The sequence below is a fragment of the Bacillus cereus group sp. Bc061 genome (genome assembly GCF_027715825.1).
Taxonomy (GTDB): domain Bacteria; phylum Bacillota; class Bacilli; order Bacillales; family Bacillaceae_G; genus Bacillus_A; species Bacillus_A paranthracis.
Window position 1 is genome coordinate 54759 of sequence record NZ_JAQFTZ010000001.1, and the last position, 17932, is coordinate 72690.

Below are 17932 nucleotides of genomic sequence, written 5' to 3' on the forward strand. Positions count from 1 at the left end.
ATAAAGTAGAAGAGAGGAAGATTATAATGAAACAATCTTTATTCGGACGTGTACGCGATGCAATTTTAGCAGATTTTCATAATGTGTTAGATGAGAAAGAAAGAAAAAATCCAATTGCTATGTTAAACCAATATTTACGTGATAGTGAGCGTGAAATAACAAAAATTGAGAAGTTAATTCAGCGTCATAAAACATTAAAATCTAACTTTGCCCGTGAGCTTGAGCAAGCACGTTATTTCGTGAATAAAAGATCTAACCAAGCGATCATCGCTCAAGAAGCAGGCGAATTACAACTACATGAGCGTGCATTAGAAGAAGTAGCTTATTATGAAGGGCAAGTAACTCGATTAGAAGAAATGTATACAGGTGTTGTAGAACAAATTGATGAGTTAGAGCGTCGTCTTTCTGAAATGAAAAATAAATTAAAAGAAATGCACGCAAAACGTATGGAATTAATGGCACGTGAAAATATGGCACATGCAAATCGTCGTATGAATACTGCGATGCATAAAATGGATGAAAATAATCCATTCTTACGCTTTGAAGAAATTGAAGATCATATTCGCGACTTAGAAACTCGTATGAATGAGGAGCATGAACGTGATACATTTGATATGAAGATTGCAAAGCTTGAGCGTGAAATGAAAGAAAAGAATGATGTATCGTTAACGAAAGAGTTAACAAAATAATAGTAGTATATTATAAAACAGGCTTATGATATAGTGATAGGAGAAAAGGTGTTGGAAAGCAATGCCTTTTCTTCTATGTATATGTGACAAGAAGGGGGGAGCTGAAATGAAGAAACATTTTTCAAAGACACAATTAATGGGGATGCTCCTCATCATATTTGGATTCGGTCTTTTTCTTGATATGATACTTGGACATTTTGAACCAGGTGGTCTCATTTTTGCATTTATTATGCTTATGTTTGGAAGACATTATCGTAAAAAGAATCGTTATGTACGGGGAAATGTATTTTTATTTATTGGTGGTATCGTATTTTTATTCTTCTTATTTTCATCAGCAGCATTTGTTCTTGTCGTATTTGCTTGTTTAGCTTTAATTGGTTATCAATTGATTCAACAAGGACATAAGCAAAAGGCAATGAAGGTTGAAATTAAAGAAAAAGGGATTATAGACGAAGAGAAGCAAATATATCGTACAGAACCATATTTGAAAAATATGTTTGTAGGCAATGTACGAATGATGGATCATATTTATGAACTTGAGGATATAAATGTTCAATATGGTGCTTGTGATGTGGAAATAGATTTAACAACTGCCATGATTCCAGAAGGAGAAACGGTAATTGTTATTCGGGGTGTCGTTGGTAATATTCGTTTATATGTGCCATATGATATTGAACTGTCTTTAAATCATTCTGTTATTGTCGGACGTGTGCTCTTGCCAGGTCATGAGGAGACAGGGTTTAACCGCAATGTTACATTTAGAACAGAGCAGTATAAAGAGGCTCCTCGTCGTATTAAAATTATTTCTTCGCTTGTCGTAGGCGATACGGAAGTGAGGAAAGTATAATGAAGAAACAAAAAAATATTTCGTGGATGTATATTCGTTATTCTATGTTGTCCTCAGTTAGTATCGCACTCATTTGTACAATTGTATATGTATGGAAAAGTGAGCAACAAGTATATGATTTATTATGGAAGGAATCCATCGCTTCTGTTCCAATTGGCTTGTTTATTATGACTACAAGTTTACTTATCGGGGGAATTGTAGGATATGCAATCGGTTACTATATAGAGCAGCGTATACAAGGGTTAAATACGTTTCTATTTGAAGTGGAGCGAGGGAATTTTCCAAGCGATGTTTCGTTTACTGCAGATGATGAATTTCATGAAGTGGAACGAAAAGTAATCGGTCTGGCTCGTCGATTAGAGGAGCAAGCTGGACTCTTTCAAAAAGTAACGAATGAACGAGCTCATTGGAATGAAGAGATGAGACAAGAAGCGATTTCCCAAGAAAGGCATCGATTGGCGAGGGAGCTGCATGATTCTGTAAGTCAGCAGCTTTTTGCAATGTCGATGATGATGTCGGCTATTAATGAACAAGTAGCTGAATTTCCAGAAACGACGAAAAAGCAGTTACAGCTCGTTGAAAATATGGTTGTAAATGCACAGTCAGAAATGAGAGCATTGCTTCTTCATTTACGCCCAGTACAGTTAGAAGGTAAGAAACTAACAGAAGGTATAGAAGAATTATTAACAGAACTATCTAGAAAGCAACATATGAAAATTGAATGGTTAATTGAACCGATTCAATTAAAAAAAGGTGTAGAAGATCACTTATTCCGCATTGTACAAGAGGCGCTATCTAACACTTTACGTCATGCGAAGGCAAAGAAAACGGAAGTGCGTCTTCGAAAAATTGATCAATATGCAATATTGAAAATTATTGATGATGGTGTAGGTTTTAAAGTAGGAGTGAATAAGGCTGGTTCTTACGGATTAAGGTCAATACAAGAGCGTGTTCATGAAATTGGTGGGACATTAAAGGTACTTAGTTTTCCAAATAAAGGTACACAAATAGAAGTAAAAGTACCGATTATGATTGAGAGAGGGGGAGAATCATGATTAAAGTATTACTAGTGGATGATCATGAAATGGTTCGAATGGGTGTATCAGCATATTTATCAACGCAGCCAGATATTGAAGTAGTTGGAGAAGCTGAAAATGGAAGAAAAGGTTCAGAGTTAGCTTTGCAATTAAGGCCGGATATTATTTTGATGGACCTTGTCATGGATGAGATGGATGGTGTTGAAGCAACACGTGCTATTATTCAAGAATGGCCAGAAGCAAAAATTGTAGTTGTAACGAGCTTTTTAGATGATGAGAAATTGTATCCTGTTATTGAGGCCGGAGCGACAAGTTATTTATTAAAAACATCAAGAGCGAGTGATATAGCAGACGCTGTACGAGCTACTTATGATGGAGAAACGGTATTAGAGCCGAAAGTTACTGGTAAAATGATGTCTCGTATGCGTCAGAAGAAAGAACAACCTTTGCATGAGGAGTTAACAGAAAGAGAGTCTGAAATTTTGTTATTAATTGCAGAGGGGAAAAGTAATCAAGAGATTGCAGACGAGTTGTTTATTGCCCTCAAAACAGTAAAGACACATGTGAGCAATATATTAAATAAGCTAAATGTAAGTGACCGCACACAGGCAGTTATTTATGCGTTTCGACATCAATTGACGAAATGAGAAAGTGAAATTTTAACCAGTGGGGTGGTCCCCACTGGTTATTAGTTTGTACAAAATCTTTTTATTGACGCTAATAAATGTAAACGTTATCATTTAGTTGTTAACAGTACATACAAAGGGGAGAATGTATATGCTAGTTCAAACGATATTTGGCATGGATAAATCAAAAAAATTAGGGGATTATGTGAACGCATTACAAGCGCTTTGTGAACAATATAATGTTGAAACAGATAAAATTGCAATTGTTGAGGCGACAGAAGAGTACTATTTATTTTTAATAAAGCAAGAAGAGTGCTACGATGTTGTCAAAGTAGAAACAGTGGATACAAATATCGACTATTATACGAAAGCGTATAAAATAAGCAGTTTTAATCATACTGCTTATCAAAAGTAAAAAACTCCCTTTTGGGAGTTTTTTTAGGATGCTTTTACTTCACGAGATTCGGTTAGTAAGGGAACTTTTTTCGCGCCACTTAGCTTAGCGATTGCAAGGCCAATAAGAGCTCCAGCTAATGCAGGTACTAGCCAGCCTATGCCTTCATTATATAAAGGGATAAATTCAAAATATGATGTGATAAATGAAACTGAAATACCTCCTTGTTTTAATCCATCAAATACGCTCACTATAGCTGCTCCAATTAAAGCACCTACATAAACAGAACGATATCCACCAAAATATTTATGAAGTAACGATAGTAGAACAAGTACGATTGCAATTGGATATACAACGAGTAGAATTGGAACAGAGATGGCAATGATTTTTGTTAAACCTAAGTTAGCAACTAGTAACCCTAAAGCACAAATGATACTTGCGAATGTTTTGTATGAAAATTTAGTCAATAATGTTGAGAAATATTGACTACATGCAGATACGAGTCCAACACATGTCGTTAAGCAAGCGAGTGTAACGATTAGAGCTAGTAGAAGTAAGCCGTATGGACCGAATAATTGTTGTACGATAACAGTAAGTAATTGTCCACCATTCTTTGCATATCCGAGCGAGACGCTAGTTGTACCGAGCCAGCCAAGCGCACCATATACAAGTACGAGACCAGTAGCGGCAATAAGTCCTGCTTTTGCTGTTGCGATGGCAATGGATTTACGATCATTCACACCTTTAGAGCGAATAGCATTTACAACGATAATTCCAAATGCAAGTGCTGAAATGGTATCCATCGTTAAGTATCCTTCCATAAATCCTTTGAAGATCGGGGAAGTTTGATACTCTTGCATCGCTGGTCCTGATTGCCCGAGTGGTGTAAATACACTTTTAACAAACAATAAGAAAATAGAGAGTAATAAAATAGGTGTTAATATATTTCCAATGCGATCTACAAGTTTAGATGGATTCAAGCTCAGCCAATATACGATAGCAAAGAATATGATTGTATATACAAATAGCACTAGGCTGCTAGAACGGATTGTTTCTGGTAAGAAAGAACTTACACCCATTTCATAAGCGACATTTGCAACGCGTGGAATACCCATAGAAGGACCAATGGCAATGTATACAACTACCGTAAAGAATATTCCGAATAATGGGTGAACATGACTTGCAAGTTGTTGCATACCATTTCCTGATAGAGAAATTGCGATAACAGTTAGTAGTGGTAAACCGACTCCTGTTAGTAAAAATCCAATCATTGCCGGCCAAAAGTTTTCACCTGCATTTTGTCCAAGCATGGGAGGGAAAATTAAATTACCTGCCCCAAAAAATAAAGAAAATAGCATAAGACCCGTGAAAAAAATATGTTTTTTTGATACAGTGTTCATTGTTTTTCCTCCTTTTTTACATTCATTTGTAAGAACACAAAAAACTCGTCCCTAAAGAAAGGGACGAGTTATATTTACCCGCGATACCACCCTAATTTATACATGTAGAAATGAGTCTATATGTATACGGCTTTACAACGTACAACATGATACGTGTTCCTTGTAACGGGGGACAGCCGGTAAGAACTTACTATAACATTCGGTTCTACTTCTCGGAGATGATTTTCGGTTATGCACTGAACGTTGGCTTTCAGCAAATCGCCAACTCTCTGGGGGACAGTCCTATAACGTACTCGTTCTCGTCAATGAATTTTTATTCAAGTATTCTGACAGTATTGTTACATGTTTTTTTTTGAAAGTCAATATTTTTTTGAAAAAGATATATTTATATGCGGAATTATTTGAGATAATATTCTTTTTTTGAGGTAAAGGGGGATGTAAATTGGATTGTAAAATGGGAGTAAAAAGTTGTAGAGAATTGTAAAGTTTGCGGAGAAAGTTGATATTTATAGGAGTAAAGAAGGGATTATTTGAATTTACAGAGAATAATACAACAATCCACTTGCTAGAAAGAACAAACCAAAAGAGGTGACTGGAATGCTTGCGATGGGAGTATTATTTGGCATTATTGCTATAATTGGTTTTATGTGGTTATATTATTCGCGTTCGTTTAAACAAGCAGAAGTTTTACTCTTTCAAAAAGGTAGTTTGTTGACAAATCAGTCTAGATATTTAGTATGTCCGAAGTGTGGAAGTGCACAGGCCAGAAGTGGAGGGTATCAAGAGTGTTGCAAAATTAGATTATGAAAGAAGGAAGCCTCACATTATTTTGTGAGGCTTCCTTCCTTACAACTTCATGGCGCTCCAAATGGTCCACCTATCCCTTTCGATAATAGGAGAGACGTTTTGTAAGGCAGTCTGTACTTGTTGTAGAAGTTGAGAAAGTTCATAATCTGTTAATTCGTATAGAATGGATCGACCTGTTCGGGGGGATAAATCTTGCAATAATGCTTCGACAGACTCATGTATTTTTCGTACTTCCCATTGTGTTTGAGTGGGGAACACGTGAAGAAAATATTTTTGTAATTCTTGTTGTATCGTGGTGGTTTTTGGTCGTCTTTTTGATTCTATTTCGATAAGTTTCGGAAATATAGAGAAAAAATATCCACGAATGTGTTCAGGGCTTCCAGGAATTGTACAATCTTCAATGGTTCGGTCTTGTACAATAAGTACACCGTTTTTCTTTAATATACGAGAAGCTTCACGTAGAAATGTAGGAATGTCTTGCAAATGATGAATAACCGCACGCGAAATAACAATGTCGAATGTATCGTTAGGATATGGAGTACTATGTGCATCACCGTGAATGAATGAAATATTTGAAAATCCACTACAGTTTTCTTTTGCAGCTTGTAATATTTCTTTTGAAAAATCAAGCCCAACAACACTTTTTGCTCCCATAAGAGCAAGTTCTTTCGTATAAATCCCGCCACCACAGCCGATATCAATTATTCGTTTGTTTTGTATGTCTGTAATATTTTTTATCATTTCTCTCCAAGAAATATGGGCGTTTCGCTGTGCGTATGTGTATTTATTATTTGCATCGTGAAAATTAATGGGCATGAAAAAGACCTCCTTTCAATGCTTAGTATAGCGTATTTTATAGTGTGTCACATTTTTGTTTTTTATATGAAGATTATAAGAGTTTCTTATTGTAAAAGGGGGATTTAGGTGAAAAGGAAATATGTAGTGCTGTTATTTGCTATGTTACTAGCATCTTGTAGTCAAGTTGAGCAAAAAAAAGAAACAAAAAAAGTGGAAGAGACGGTGAATGAAGTGAAAGAAACAATAGAGGTAACCGTTATACAAAAAAAAGATAAAGAGAAAAAGTTACAAGAATCTGAAGCTAATGTAGTAATAGACATTATCGATAAAGCTGAGAAACAAGAAATAACAGGTAGCTTCGGTGAACCTGAATATGAAATACAAATTAGTAGAGATGGGAAAAAGGAAACATATTATGCATGGCTAAGAGGAGAGGATAGACGAGGATGGATACAACATAAGAAAGCTATGTATATGCTGAATAAAAAAGATACAGAAAAGCTTTTGGCTATATTTCCAAATGTATCAGAACAAAAAGAAGATGAGATACAAGTAGGTCCTTTAACGGAAGTAACGAAAAAAGATTTGCAGATTACCGCGTTTCATATTAAAGCGGGCGATCAAAAAGTGAATTATACAGTACGGTATACGATTTCACAATCACTATACAACAAGTTAGAGAAGGAACAAAAATACTATTTGCAGGTTATTTTTCCAGAAAAAGTTCAAAAATTAATTGGAGCAAAAGAGAGTGAAAAAATCTTAGGAGAAAAGGTAAAGGAAGGATATAAACAGTATGAATTGCATGCTACTGTTCCGGTACAAGGTGCTTCAGAATCACAATTAAAGTCATTAGAAACATATTATGAAAATTATGATTTAAAAATATTAAATAGTAAACAAGAAAAAATAGGTGTTTTTCAAAATATTATTCAAATTGTTAAAGAGTATGGTGAAAAAATGAATTTACAAAGGTAAAGTGAATCTTTATTTAGTTTTTACGGATTGGGGTGAATAAAAATTTGTCAATTTTATATGTACTTTCCTAGGAAATGATAATAGAGAGGGGACGCCCCTCTCTATTACTTTGCTTTTGCAGATGGCTCATTCATTGATTTTCGTGTAATAAGGAAAGAAATCATAAGAGCGGAAAGGATGATAAGGGCAATAAATACGTGATTGGGCAACAAATCTAATAATAATACGTAACTAACAGTATAAAAAATAAGAGTTGAAGCTAAAAACGATAGAGCGCCTATTATGAGAGATTGTAAATTCAATTGTGTGCACCTCCTTTTATTTATATTTTTGGCTAAAAATGGATTATATAAACATTATTTCTAACAATAGAAAAAAATATGTCATAATAGAGAAAAGAACAAGCTTTGATGAATGTATATGATTCATTAATGAAAGATAAAGGAGAGGAATATGAAAAATAATAAAAAAGGATTATGGGGAATTCTTGTTGCAATAGGGCTATTTTTACTTTCTAAGTTAAAGTGGGTATTTGCAATTTTTAAATTAGCAAAGTTTTCAACGGTATTTAGTATGTTTCTATCACTTGGTGCGTACGCGGTTATATATGGTTGGAAATTTGGGGTAGCGCTCATTTATTTGTTGTTTATTCATGAAATGGGCCATTTATGGGCTGCGAAAAGGAAAGGTATACCAACATCGCCAGCAATATTTATTCCATTTATGGGCGCTCTTATTGGGATGAAAGAGATGCCTAAAAATGCAAAAGATGAAGCATATATTGCCTATATGGGACCTCTTTTCGGATTATTTTCATTTTTACCGGCTATTCCACTTTATATGATAACGAAAGAGCCGTTTTGGGCGCTCATTATTTTACTCGGAAGTATGATTAATTTCTTTAATTTAATTCCGGTTTCTCCGTTAGACGGGGGACGGATTATTTCAGTTGTAAGTACGAAAATTTGGGGAGCGGGGCTTGTTTTATTACTTGGGTATTCAATTTATTTTAAAAGTATTTTGGGAGGATTTATTGTTATTATCGGCTGTATGGAATTGTATAGAGTAATAAAAAGAGATGAGCCAATTAAGGAATTAGGATATAAAATTGATGGAATGAAAGAATATGTTGCAAGGCTTGAAGAGGAGTTAAAAGAAACTGGTGCTGTGCATCGAAATATATATATGATGCAACATGAAATAAATGTATTAAGGCAAAAAGAAAGAGAGAAAGAATTAAAAACAGGAGAATTTCAAAAGATTGAAGTGTTAGAGTATTTGTTACCGAAGTTTGAGCCACTGGATTACGTCCCGTATGAAGATGAAAAAGAAACACATACCATTCATATAAGAGAAGCATTTGAAATGTCAGAAAGAAAATTAGAGGAATGGGATGCGGAAAAGAGACAACAGGAAAACTACTATAAAGTGGATACAAAAACGAAATGGACGGTATTTGCTTGTTATATCGGATTAATGGCTATACTTGGCTACGCAGCTTATGAAGGATATATTGTTTTACAAGAACATTTGCCAACGAGAAATGTATAAAAGAATATTGTTGAAATGATAGGAAGAATTTATACAGGAATTATATTTCTACGAGAGAATGTTACAAGTATAGTCATACATTGTAATATCTTTAGTAGAGAAGGAGTTCTGTATATGAAGAAATTGTTAAATGTATTCGTGATTATTATCGTAATGATCATTGCGAGCTATAGTCTTATGAAAGTATTATTACATTATGCGAATAAGCCCGCTGAGGTAAGTACAACAGCTGAAATAGAAGATGTGCAAGAAGAGACAAAAGTACTAGATTTTATTCGTATGACACATGAAAGTTATAATAATTTCTTAAATTATGGTAAAGCAGAGAATTATACAGAAGGGGACTGGAACCAATTTAAACAATGGTTTCAACAACAAGAATCATCGTTAAAAAATATACATACAGACATAAAGAATGAAAAAATAAAACGTGATGTAAATAGAAGCTATGAAATTGTAAAAAAAGGTGTGGAGCTCCAAAATATTGAGTATGTAGTGTATGCACATCGTGTATACCATGATTTAGACATTATTGTAAATAAATATAGGGGTGAAACGAACATCTGGGGGTATACAGAAGTTGGAGATGGGAAAGATATAAGGGTAATTGAACAAGCGATACAGTCTAAATAATAAGCGAGCTAGCATTCTAGTTGGCTTATTTTATTTTGTAAGTTCAATGTTCATATATTTTTCACAAAAACACCGTGTTAATAGTGATTAAAATCACAATCTGTATTATACAATTCAGTTAAACTAAAAACAGTTAAGGAAATAGAGGAGTGGGATACAATGTTAAGTGAAAAAACAATTGAAATCGTAAAGTCAACAGTACCATTATTACAGGAAAAAGGCGTTGAAATTACAACGAGATTTTATGAAATTTTATTTTCGGAACATCCGGAGTTATTGAATATTTTCAACCATACAAATCAGAAAAAGGGAAGACAACAACAAGCGTTAGCGAATGCTGTTTATGCAGCTGCAACGTACATTGATAATTTAGAAGCTATTATTCCAGTTGTAAAACAAATTGGTCATAAGCATAGAAGTTTAGGTATTAAAGCAGAGCATTATCCGATTGTAGGTACATGTTTATTACGTGCAATTAAAGAGGTCGCAGGTGCACCTGATGAAGTATTAAACGCATGGGGAGAAGCGTATGGTGTCATTGCTGATGCATTCATTAGCATTGAAGCAGAGATGTATGAAGAAGCGGCACATAAAGAAGGTGGATGGAAAGATTTCCGTAACTTTGTAGTTGTTAAAAAAGTGAAGGAAAGCGATGTTATTACGTCATTTTATTTAAAACCTGAAGATGGAGGGAAAGTTTCTTCATTCATCCCAGGACAATATGTAACGGTTCAAATAAATATCGAAGGTGAAACATATACACATAATCGTCAATATAGCTTATCAGATGCTCCTGGAAAAGAATATTATCGTATTAGTGTAAAGAAAGAAAAAGGTATAGATACGCCGGATGGTAAAGTATCTAATTACTTACATGATCATGTAAAAGAAGGCGATATGTTACCAGTAAGTGCACCAGCAGGAGATTTCGTATTAAATATGGATTCAACTTTACCAGTTGTCTTAATTAGTGGTGGAGTAGGTATTACACCAATGATGAGTATGCTAAATACGTTAATTGAACAAGATTCAAAACGTAATGTATGTTTTGTTCATGCAGCGATAAATAGTAATACACATGCAATGAAAGAACACGTTGAGGCAGTAGATAATGAATATGAACAAGTTAAAGCATATACTTGTTATTCTGCACCAACTGAAAAAGATTTAGAAATGAAGAACTTTGATAAAGAAGGTTTTGTTGAAAGAGAATGGTTACAAACTATTATTCCGACAACTGAAGCAGAGTTTTATTTCTGTGGTCCAATACCATTTATGAAACATATAAATGCTGTACTAACTGATTTAGGTGTGAAACAAGAACATATTCATTATGAATTTTTCGGTCCAGCAGCAAGTTTACAATAAATTGAGCTTTAAGAAGCAAAAAAAACGAGGTGTTATTTTACCTCGTTTTTTATTTGTTCTCGTAATAGTCGATTTACTGTTTCACGGCGTATACCGATCAGTTGACCAATTTCAGTTTGCGTTAATATTTCATATATAGGAATGTCACCTAAATATAGTGTGAACCATTCTTGTAAGCGATGAAGGCGTTCTTTCGGAGAGACGGTCGTCAATTGGTCGATACGTTGCTGCATCATTCTTAATTTTGACTGTAATTGCATAGCGATATTTGCATATGATGCAGGATCCGCTTGAAGTTGATCATACCATTCATTACTCATTATAGGTTCAACTTCTGTTTTCATTAAAGCGATTGCTGTACCGTGATATTCCTTCGGTGAAATTAAAGAATGGTGAGGTATCGTTTCTCCTGGAACGATAATATTGAATAGAAATGGTGTTCCATTTTCTTCTAACCTTACTACTTTTAATAAACCTGTTTTTATAAAATATAAAGGACCGTCCTCACCTTGACGGAATAGTACATCTCCTTTGTGTAAAATCAATGTTAGCCCCCCATTTAAACATCTCTATTTCTTTTATTTTAGCGTATATGTATAAAGATAATATACTTTACAACAGCAATTTCATTGACGAAATATATGCTATTACAGTAGTATACTATTTAGTGTGTAATAGTACTAGCAATGAATACGCTGTAGGGGGTTTAGTATATTGTTAGATGCGATAAAAATGACGGATATGAGAATTCCAGCGAATGCCATCATTCATGTAGAAGAGATGAAAGGTGGAGTCGTGTTATCCGTTGAAGTAGACGGCCAAATTATTTATACGATGGCTTATGATGAAGAAACAGATAGTTATGCTGAATTATATGATCGAAACGATAAGAGGGCGTGCCAAGTACATGAAGATTTTATGGGATGGTCACTTCTTCATTAAAAAAGATGTCAATATGACATCTTTTTTTATTAAACCGATAGAATATACAAAGAAATGAAATATAAGGATAAAATTTGTAATAAATGATTTTGCATTGTTAGCACTTTGTAACTGCAACTGAATTATTTTTTCGCTATCATAAAGATAACAGTCGCAGTCATAGGAGTGGTCAACGTGAAGAAAGTACATATTTCCAATTACATGTTATTATGTGTTTGTCTAATTTTATTTGTTCTCTTAGGAGGATTTTTATATTCATGTGTATAAAAAAACGCATTCTAAAAAGAACGCGTTATAAAAAAGAAGTAATGATTAATCTAGTCCCAAGAATAATTAATGTGATACGCAATAAATTAATTACGGCGTTACCGCTTAATTTTGTATTAATATATGCCCCGATTTTTCCACCAATCCATGCACCAGGAATAAGAATTAATGCGTAAATCCAGCTGACATTTCCAAGGGAGATGTGAGTTGCAGAACTTACAATTGCTGATAGAAATACGATAAACATCGAAGTTGCTACAGCAATATGTGCTGGGAATGCAAAAAGTAGCATCATTGCTGGAACAAGTAAAGCACCGCCACCAATTCCAAATAATCCAGATATAAAACCAACTATAAAGGCGATAAAGATAGCGAGAAGCGGTGGGAATTGATAGTGTACAGTGTTTCCTTCGTTATCTGTAAAAGAGCGCTTGATTACAGTCATATTTGATAAAGAAAGGGGTTTTAATTTGTCTCGTAACATAAGAAGAATGGAGACAAAAATAAGAAAAATCCCAAAATATAAAGAAAATGTATCTTGGTTTAAAAATTTATTCGCCCACGAGCCGATGATACCACCAGGGCCACTCCCGATAAATAAAATAAGTCCACTTTTGTAATCTACTCGTTTATGCTTCATATAAGTAAGGGTGGAAGATAGTCCCGTAAAAACGACTGTTACCATTGAAGTTCCTACTGCAAGTTGTGGTGACAGGCTATGTAATCCGATTAATAACGGAACAATAATAATTCCGCCGCCAAGTCCGACTAGACTCCCGACTGTCCCGGCGATTAGCCCGATGAAAAGTAACATGATGTATTCCAAAATTGCCAACTCCTCTATATAACTTATCCACCAATTATTATACACGCTTTTTCATGAGAAAAAGCTTTGTTCACAAAAAAGTCGTCTTCCTAGAAAAATAAGGAAGACGACTTTTAATTAAAAGATTAAGTGTAATAAAGAATAAAATAAAGCAGCTAATGAAGCTGAAATAGGAAGTGTGATAACCCAAGTAATTAACATGCGTTTTGCAGTTCCCCATTTTACACCTTTTACACGATGAGAAGCACCAACCCCTAAAATAGAAGAGGAGATAACGTGCGTCGTACTAACTGGTAAGTGAATGAATGTTGCCCCGAAAATAACAAGAGATGATGATAAATCAGCAGCTACACCATTTACAGGACGAATTTTCATAATTTGTCCACCGACAGTTTTAATAATTTTCCATCCGCCGACAGAAGTACCAAGACCCATTGCAATGGCACAAGATAATTGTACCCAGAACGGGATGTCGCTAGAAGTATGATAACTATTCGCCATAAGAGCCATTGTAATAATTCCCATTGCTTTTTGCGCATCATTCGTACCATGTGTATAAGCTTGTAATGCAGCAGTGAAAATCTGGAATATACGGAAGTTTTTGTTCGTCTTCGTTAAATTAAAGTTTTTAAAGACGACTTTAAAAATACTGTATACGATATAACCAATAACAAATGCGATAATTGGTGAAATGATTAAAGCTTCAATAATTTTTATGAATCCTTTAAAGTTTAATGAACTAAAACCAGCAGCAGCGATAGCTGCACCTGCGATGGAGCCAATGATTGCATGCGAAGAACTACTTGGAATACCGTAGTACCAAGTAATCAAATTCCATGCTATTGCTGCAAGTAAAGCGGCTAAAATTACAAGAGAACCATTTTGTAAAGCGAACGGATCAACGATATCTTTTGTAATCGTTTTTGCTACACCTGTAAATGTCATCGCACCTAAAAAGTTCATAATAGCTGCCATAATAATTGCATGTCTAGGCTTTAGAGCTTTCGTTGAAACAGCCGTTGCAATAGCGTTTGCTGTATCGTGAAATCCATTAATAAAGTCAAAAGCTAAAGCGCAAATGACTACTAAAACGGTCAGTATCAAGAGTGTATCCATGATCAAACTCCTTACGCGTTCTTCATAATAATTGTTTCTAATACGTTTGCAACGCTTTGGCAGCTATCCGCTACTTCTTCAAGCTCTTCGTAAATCTCTTTGTATTGAATGATCTTAATTGGATCTTTTTCACGAGAGAATAAGTGCTTAATCGCGTGACGGCGAATATCATCACATTGTGATTCATAATCTTTAATCTTAATCGCATTTGTACGAATGTCGACTAATTTTTTGTTAGACATTAATTCAACAGAGTTTGCAATTTCAATCGCACATTGATTAATTGCTTCTACGAATTTAATCATGTATTCATCAGCTTCTGTAATAGAATACATTTCGAATAGACCAGCACTATGATCTAATCCGTCTAATACATCATCCATACTCATTGCAAGCTGTAGGATGTCCTCACGTTCAATAGGAGTAATAAACGCTTTATTTAGCTCCATAATGATTTCGTGAATAAATGAGTCACCTTTTGACTCATACTCTTTCATGCGCATAGAAAACTCTTTTAAATCGCTAGCATTTTTAATTTTATACTCCACGAAAAACTGCGCGCCTTCTTTTAAATTTTCGGAAACATTCATTAACATTTCAGAAAATTTATCTTTTTTTGATTTAAAGACCATTATTAGTTACCCCCACAAAAGTAATATATGTAAAATATATTGGCTAGTCAATTCTAACAAAAAACTGTCGTTTTTTAAAACATTTTATCGAAAAGTTTACAAAAACTTAACATAACTCTTATTGTTGTATTAATAATATTAATAATCAATATTGAATATCTTACTTGTAGAATGTCCTTTTCTTGCAAAAAGTATGAATGTGAAAGAAAAGCTTTACACTACAGGAAAGACTACGTTATTATAATAAATTTAAAAGGAGGTATATTCTTCCTTTTGAAAAGAAGAGTGTAAACAAACGAAGGAAGTGAACGAATGAAATTGAAGAACACTCACTTAAAAAAAATGCAGGAGTGGTTCAACAAGAGGAAGAAGCTTCGTAATTCATTAATTGTATTAGGAAGTTTGCTCGCTACTCTATTTATTGCTATAAATATAATAATTTCTATTCAAGACATATCTGAATTAAAGCAAGCTGTTCCGCAGCCGACCTTAATTTATGATGCAAATAATGAAGTTGCGACTAAATTAGCTTCTTCTAAAACAGAAGGCGTAAAAAAGAAAGATATTCCTGATATTATGGTTCAGGCCATTGTTGCAGTAGAAGATAAGGAATTTTTTAACCATCACGGGATTTACTATAGTGGAATTATAAGTGCAGTTTTTAAAAATATTACAGCAGGAGAAGTTGTAGCAGGGGGAAGTACAATTACACAACAACTTGCGAAAAATGTATTTCTGACACAAGACCGCACATACTCTCGAAAAATTAAGGAATATTTTTTAACAAAAAAAATAGAGCGTACGTATACGAAAGATGAAATCATTGAAATGTATATGAACCAAATTTATTTTGGTGAAGGTGCTTGGGGTATAAAAAGAGCAGCTAAATCTTATTTTGATAAAGATGTAAAAGATTTAACAATTTCAGAAGCAGCAACGATTGCGGGCTTGATTAAAGCACCATCTGCGTATTCACCTTATAAAAACTTTAACAAGTCAATTGAAAGACGTAATGTCGTATTAAGTTTAATGAAAGAGCAAGGGTATATTTCGGACGAACAGTATAATAAAGAAAAAGAGAGTGGACTTGTGTTAAAACGTGGCGTTGATGATAAATACAAGGGAAAATACTCTCAATATGTAGACTATATTGTTAGAGAGGCGATGGACAAGTACGAATTAACACAAAATGAAATTTTAGCAGGTGGTTATCGTATTTATACAGAGCTTGACCCGAAAAAACAACAGGCCGTAGAAGACGTTGTGAATAATGATAGTTATTTCAAAGATAGTGGCTCAGACCAACTCATGCAAACGGGTGTAGTTCTTATGAATCCCAAAACAGGTGGTATACCAGCTTTAGTTGGAGGCAGAGGGCCGTATCAGTTTTTACAGTTTAACCATGCAACCCAATTAAAAAGACAACCGGGCTCAACGTTAAAACCTTTGGCTGTATATGTACCAGCGTTAGAACAAGGATATGAAGTATACGATATATTAAAAGATGAACCATTTAACATTAAAGAATATAAACCACAAAATAGCGATCATACTTTTCACGGTGATGTGACAATGTATGAAGCCGTAGCAAAGTCGTATAATGTTTCAGCTGTGTGGCTATTAGAACAAATTGGATTAGATAAAGGATTGAAATCTTTAGAGCGATTTGGTATTCCATTAGTGCCAGAAGATCGTACGTATCCGATTGCTTTAGGCGGTATGCATGTGGGGACATCTCCATTTGTAATGGCTCAAGCATACAGTACATTTGCAAATGACGGAGTCCAAGTGGAAGCTCATGCAATTAGGGAGATACAAAATGCTGAAGGTGAAACGCTTGGAAAGTGGTATAAGAAAGAGACACGAGTGACGAGTGAGAAAGTTTCTCAAAAAATGACATATTTATTAAAAGGTGTTGTCGAAAAGGGAACGGGCGAAAAGGCAAAAGTTAATAATGTTGATACGGCAGGTAAGACAGGAACTACTCAAATTGTAAATGGGCCGAGCACCGGTGCAAAGGATTCATGGTTTGTTGGATACACACCAGATTTAGTAGGTGCGATTTGGGTAGGATATGATAAAACCGATAGCGATCATTATGTTCCGGGTGGTAGTCAAATTACGACGACAATGTTCCGGGATATTATGAAAAAAGCGAACGCAAATCCAGCTCAAAAAGCATTCCAGTTATCGCTCATATCTGAGGCTGATTATAAAAAACAATTGACTACAATAGAAGAGGAAAAACGAAGAAAAGAAGAAGAGAAGAGAAGGAAAGAAGAGGAACAACAACGAAAACAAGAGCAACAAGAGTGGCTTGATAAAGTGAAAGAATGGATTCCTTCATTTTGGTAAAAGAAAGAGGCGAATAAAAAAATTCGCCTCTTATTTTGTATGAAAACAAAATAAAATTTTAATCGGTAGAGATTTTTGTCTATCTTAATTAGCTATTAATCCATATCCGTTGAGATACATGAGATTACTCGTTAAGTACAATATTCGTACTGCCAAAGGATTCGGAATCGTATGTTACGATTATTTTGCCTTTACTAATAGGTTCGTAAGGTAATTCTTCTTCGTAATTACCGTTATTTTCATTGTGGATAGAAAGTGTAATTTCATCGATTTTTTTATTTGTATACTGATCTTTAATCGTTTCAGCAATCTGGAGCAACGCCTCGGAACTAGAAGCTTTCGTAATAAGCATTCCTTTTATAACTTTTTTTTCATTCTTTGTGGCGTTGGAATAAGGGATGTTACTTTGTTTCGTATATAGAAGTTTGTATGGAGTAGTTTTTTTCTCTGCTTTTGATATAGTGGAATATTTTAGAGTTAAGAAAAATCCTACACATAAAATAATGCATACCATAAGTGCAAACCAAATACGTATTAGTGACATAACTCTCATTTTCATCCCTCTTTCATATCTTTGACTTCACTATTTATCATACAAAATAAGGATTAAGATAGAGTAAATTTGAGGTAAAGAAACGTAAAGAAGGAGCACTTATCCTCCCAAAT

The 17932-nt window shown here is 34.4% G+C and carries 20 protein-coding genes and 1 other annotated feature; of the genes, 12 read left to right on the forward strand and 8 right to left on the reverse strand.

What is annotated here, in order from left to right; translation table 11 throughout:
- Window positions 1-26: 26 nt before the first annotated feature.
- The 5 genes from PDQ40_RS00320 (at window position 27) to PDQ40_RS00340 (ending at window position 3614) form a co-directional block, all read left to right on the forward strand.
- The gene (locus PDQ40_RS00320; protein WP_270691164.1) at window positions 27-689 is read left to right on the forward strand and encodes a PspA/IM30 family protein; all 663 of its coding nucleotides are present in this window, start codon (window positions 27-29) and stop codon (window positions 687-689) included.
- 106 nt (window positions 690-795) lie between these two features.
- Entirely contained in the window at window positions 796-1536 is a 741-nt protein-coding gene (gene liaF, locus PDQ40_RS00325; protein ID WP_000716087.1) for a cell wall-active antibiotics response protein LiaF, read from the forward strand.
- Window positions 1536-2591, forward strand: a complete 1056-nt coding sequence (locus PDQ40_RS00330; RefSeq protein WP_000744320.1) for a sensor histidine kinase — start codon at window positions 1536-1538, stop codon at window positions 2589-2591. Before liaF ends, PDQ40_RS00330 begins: the two co-directional genes overlap by 1 nt.
- Complete coding sequence (locus tag PDQ40_RS00335; RefSeq protein WP_000598709.1) at window positions 2588-3220, forward strand: response regulator; 633 nt, start codon at window positions 2588-2590, stop codon at window positions 3218-3220. The genes PDQ40_RS00330 and PDQ40_RS00335 overlap by 4 nt, the downstream gene beginning before the upstream one ends.
- 124 nt (window positions 3221-3344) lie before the next feature.
- Window positions 3345-3614 (forward strand): DUF3992 domain-containing protein, encoded by a 270-nt coding sequence (locus tag PDQ40_RS00340; RefSeq protein WP_001997062.1) that lies wholly within the window; start codon window positions 3345-3347, stop codon window positions 3612-3614.
- A gap of 23 nt (window positions 3615-3637) precedes the next feature.
- On the opposite strand, the gene brnQ3 is transcribed toward PDQ40_RS00340, so the two are convergent.
- A complete protein-coding gene (gene brnQ3 / locus PDQ40_RS00345; protein ID WP_001099165.1) occupies window positions 3638-4993 on the reverse strand; it encodes a branched-chain amino acid transport system II carrier protein BrnQ3 in 1356 nt (451 codons plus the stop codon).
- A 56-nt stretch (window positions 4994-5049) separates the two neighbouring features.
- Window positions 5050-5308, reverse strand: a binding site (T-box leader).
- Window positions 5309-5590: 282 nt separating this feature from the next.
- Here brnQ3 and PDQ40_RS00350 point away from each other — a divergent pair.
- A complete protein-coding gene (locus tag PDQ40_RS00350; RefSeq protein WP_000880630.1) occupies window positions 5591-5800 on the forward strand; it encodes a hypothetical protein in 210 nt (69 codons plus the stop codon).
- 39 nt (window positions 5801-5839) lie between these two features.
- On the opposite strand, the gene PDQ40_RS00355 is transcribed toward PDQ40_RS00350, so the two are convergent.
- Window positions 5840-6616: a class I SAM-dependent methyltransferase gene (locus PDQ40_RS00355; RefSeq protein ID WP_001122122.1), complete on the reverse strand. Its 777-nt coding sequence runs from the start codon at window positions 6614-6616 to the stop codon at window positions 5840-5842.
- Between the two features lie 108 nt (window positions 6617-6724).
- Between PDQ40_RS00355 and PDQ40_RS00360 the strand changes: the two genes are divergently transcribed.
- Complete coding sequence (locus PDQ40_RS00360) at window positions 6725-7576, forward strand: hypothetical protein (RefSeq protein ID WP_270691165.1); 852 nt, start codon at window positions 6725-6727, stop codon at window positions 7574-7576.
- Window positions 7577-7680: 104 nt separating this feature from the next.
- Here PDQ40_RS00360 and PDQ40_RS00365 read toward each other — a convergent pair whose 3' ends face one another.
- Window positions 7681-7878 (reverse strand): hypothetical protein, encoded by a 198-nt coding sequence (locus PDQ40_RS00365; RefSeq protein WP_001053353.1) that lies wholly within the window; start codon window positions 7876-7878, stop codon window positions 7681-7683.
- Between the two features lie 151 nt (window positions 7879-8029).
- On the opposite strand from PDQ40_RS00365, the gene PDQ40_RS00370 reads away from it, so the two are divergent.
- The 3 genes from PDQ40_RS00370 (at window position 8030) to hmpA (ending at window position 11128) form a co-directional block, all read left to right on the forward strand.
- A complete protein-coding gene (locus tag PDQ40_RS00370; protein ID WP_000794507.1) occupies window positions 8030-9127 on the forward strand; it encodes a site-2 protease family protein in 1098 nt (365 codons plus the stop codon).
- Between the two features lie 114 nt (window positions 9128-9241).
- Window positions 9242-9760, forward strand: coding sequence for a hypothetical protein (locus tag PDQ40_RS00375; RefSeq protein WP_000735216.1), 519 nt, complete (start codon window positions 9242-9244; stop codon window positions 9758-9760).
- A 159-nt stretch (window positions 9761-9919) separates the two neighbouring features.
- On the forward strand, window positions 9920-11128 hold the full coding sequence (hmpA, locus tag PDQ40_RS00380) for an NO-inducible flavohemoprotein (protein ID WP_000947704.1): 1209 nt from the start codon (window positions 9920-9922) through the stop codon (window positions 11126-11128).
- A gap of 32 nt (window positions 11129-11160) precedes the next feature.
- Here hmpA and PDQ40_RS00385 read toward each other — a convergent pair whose 3' ends face one another.
- The gene (locus tag PDQ40_RS00385) at window positions 11161-11673 is read right to left on the reverse strand and encodes a Crp/Fnr family transcriptional regulator (RefSeq protein ID WP_000600590.1); all 513 of its coding nucleotides are present in this window, start codon (window positions 11671-11673) and stop codon (window positions 11161-11163) included.
- Between the two features lie 169 nt (window positions 11674-11842).
- Here PDQ40_RS00385 and PDQ40_RS00390 point away from each other — a divergent pair, with 169 nt between their 5' ends.
- Window positions 11843-12070, forward strand: coding sequence for a hypothetical protein (locus PDQ40_RS00390; RefSeq protein ID WP_000882907.1), 228 nt, complete (start codon window positions 11843-11845; stop codon window positions 12068-12070).
- Between the two features lie 292 nt (window positions 12071-12362).
- On the opposite strand, the gene PDQ40_RS00395 is transcribed toward PDQ40_RS00390, so the two are convergent.
- The 3 genes from PDQ40_RS00395 to PDQ40_RS00405 form a co-directional block, all read right to left on the reverse strand.
- Window positions 12363-13163 (reverse strand): sulfite exporter TauE/SafE family protein, encoded by an 801-nt coding sequence (locus PDQ40_RS00395; protein WP_000455758.1) that lies wholly within the window; start codon window positions 13161-13163, stop codon window positions 12363-12365.
- Between the two features lie 117 nt (window positions 13164-13280).
- Window positions 13281-14279, reverse strand: coding sequence for an inorganic phosphate transporter (locus PDQ40_RS00400; protein ID WP_000380271.1), 999 nt, complete (start codon window positions 14277-14279; stop codon window positions 13281-13283).
- 11 nt (window positions 14280-14290) lie between these two features.
- On the reverse strand, window positions 14291-14911 hold the full coding sequence (locus PDQ40_RS00405; protein ID WP_000231448.1) for a DUF47 domain-containing protein: 621 nt from the start codon (window positions 14909-14911) through the stop codon (window positions 14291-14293).
- 312 nt (window positions 14912-15223) lie between these two features.
- Here PDQ40_RS00405 and PDQ40_RS00410 point away from each other — a divergent pair, with 312 nt between their 5' ends.
- Window positions 15224-17266: a transglycosylase domain-containing protein gene (locus tag PDQ40_RS00410; protein WP_000769281.1), complete on the forward strand. Its 2043-nt coding sequence runs from the start codon at window positions 15224-15226 to the stop codon at window positions 17264-17266.
- A gap of 124 nt (window positions 17267-17390) precedes the next feature.
- Here the strand turns inward: PDQ40_RS00410 and PDQ40_RS00415 are convergent, their stop codons facing one another.
- Complete coding sequence (locus PDQ40_RS00415) at window positions 17391-17819, reverse strand: hypothetical protein (protein WP_001265556.1); 429 nt, start codon at window positions 17817-17819, stop codon at window positions 17391-17393.
- Window positions 17820-17932 lie beyond the last annotated feature (113 nt).

Coding starts and splice junctions, on each gene's coding strand:
- PDQ40_RS00330 (WP_000744320.1), top strand. CDS start 1,536: ATGAAGAAACAAAAAAATATTTCGTGGATGTATATTCGTTATTCTATG.
- PDQ40_RS00320 (WP_270691164.1), top strand. CDS start 27: ATGAAACAATCTTTATTCGGACGTGTACGCGATGCAATTTTAGCAGAT.
- PDQ40_RS00370 (WP_000794507.1), top strand. CDS start 8,030: ATGAAAAATAATAAAAAAGGATTATGGGGAATTCTTGTTGCAATAGGG.
- hmpA (WP_000947704.1), top strand. CDS start 9,920: ATGTTAAGTGAAAAAACAATTGAAATCGTAAAGTCAACAGTACCATTA.
- liaF (WP_000716087.1), top strand. CDS start 796: ATGAAGAAACATTTTTCAAAGACACAATTAATGGGGATGCTCCTCATC.
- PDQ40_RS00355 (WP_001122122.1), bottom strand. CDS start 6,616: ATGCCCATTAATTTTCACGATGCAAATAATAAATACACATACGCACAG.
- PDQ40_RS00410 (WP_000769281.1), top strand. CDS start 15,224: ATGAAATTGAAGAACACTCACTTAAAAAAAATGCAGGAGTGGTTCAAC.
- PDQ40_RS00375 (WP_000735216.1), top strand. CDS start 9,242: ATGAAGAAATTGTTAAATGTATTCGTGATTATTATCGTAATGATCATT.
- PDQ40_RS00340 (WP_001997062.1), top strand. CDS start 3,345: ATGTATATGCTAGTTCAAACGATATTTGGCATGGATAAATCAAAAAAA.
- brnQ3 (WP_001099165.1), bottom strand. CDS start 4,993: ATGAACACTGTATCAAAAAAACATATTTTTTTCACGGGTCTTATGCTA.
- PDQ40_RS00350 (WP_000880630.1), top strand. CDS start 5,591: ATGCTTGCGATGGGAGTATTATTTGGCATTATTGCTATAATTGGTTTT.
- PDQ40_RS00415 (WP_001265556.1), bottom strand. CDS start 17,819: ATGAGAGTTATGTCACTAATACGTATTTGGTTTGCACTTATGGTATGC.
- PDQ40_RS00405 (WP_000231448.1), bottom strand. CDS start 14,911: ATGGTCTTTAAATCAAAAAAAGATAAATTTTCTGAAATGTTAATGAAT.
- PDQ40_RS00400 (WP_000380271.1), bottom strand. CDS start 14,279: ATGGATACACTCTTGATACTGACCGTTTTAGTAGTCATTTGCGCTTTA.
- PDQ40_RS00335 (WP_000598709.1), top strand. CDS start 2,588: ATGATTAAAGTATTACTAGTGGATGATCATGAAATGGTTCGAATGGGT.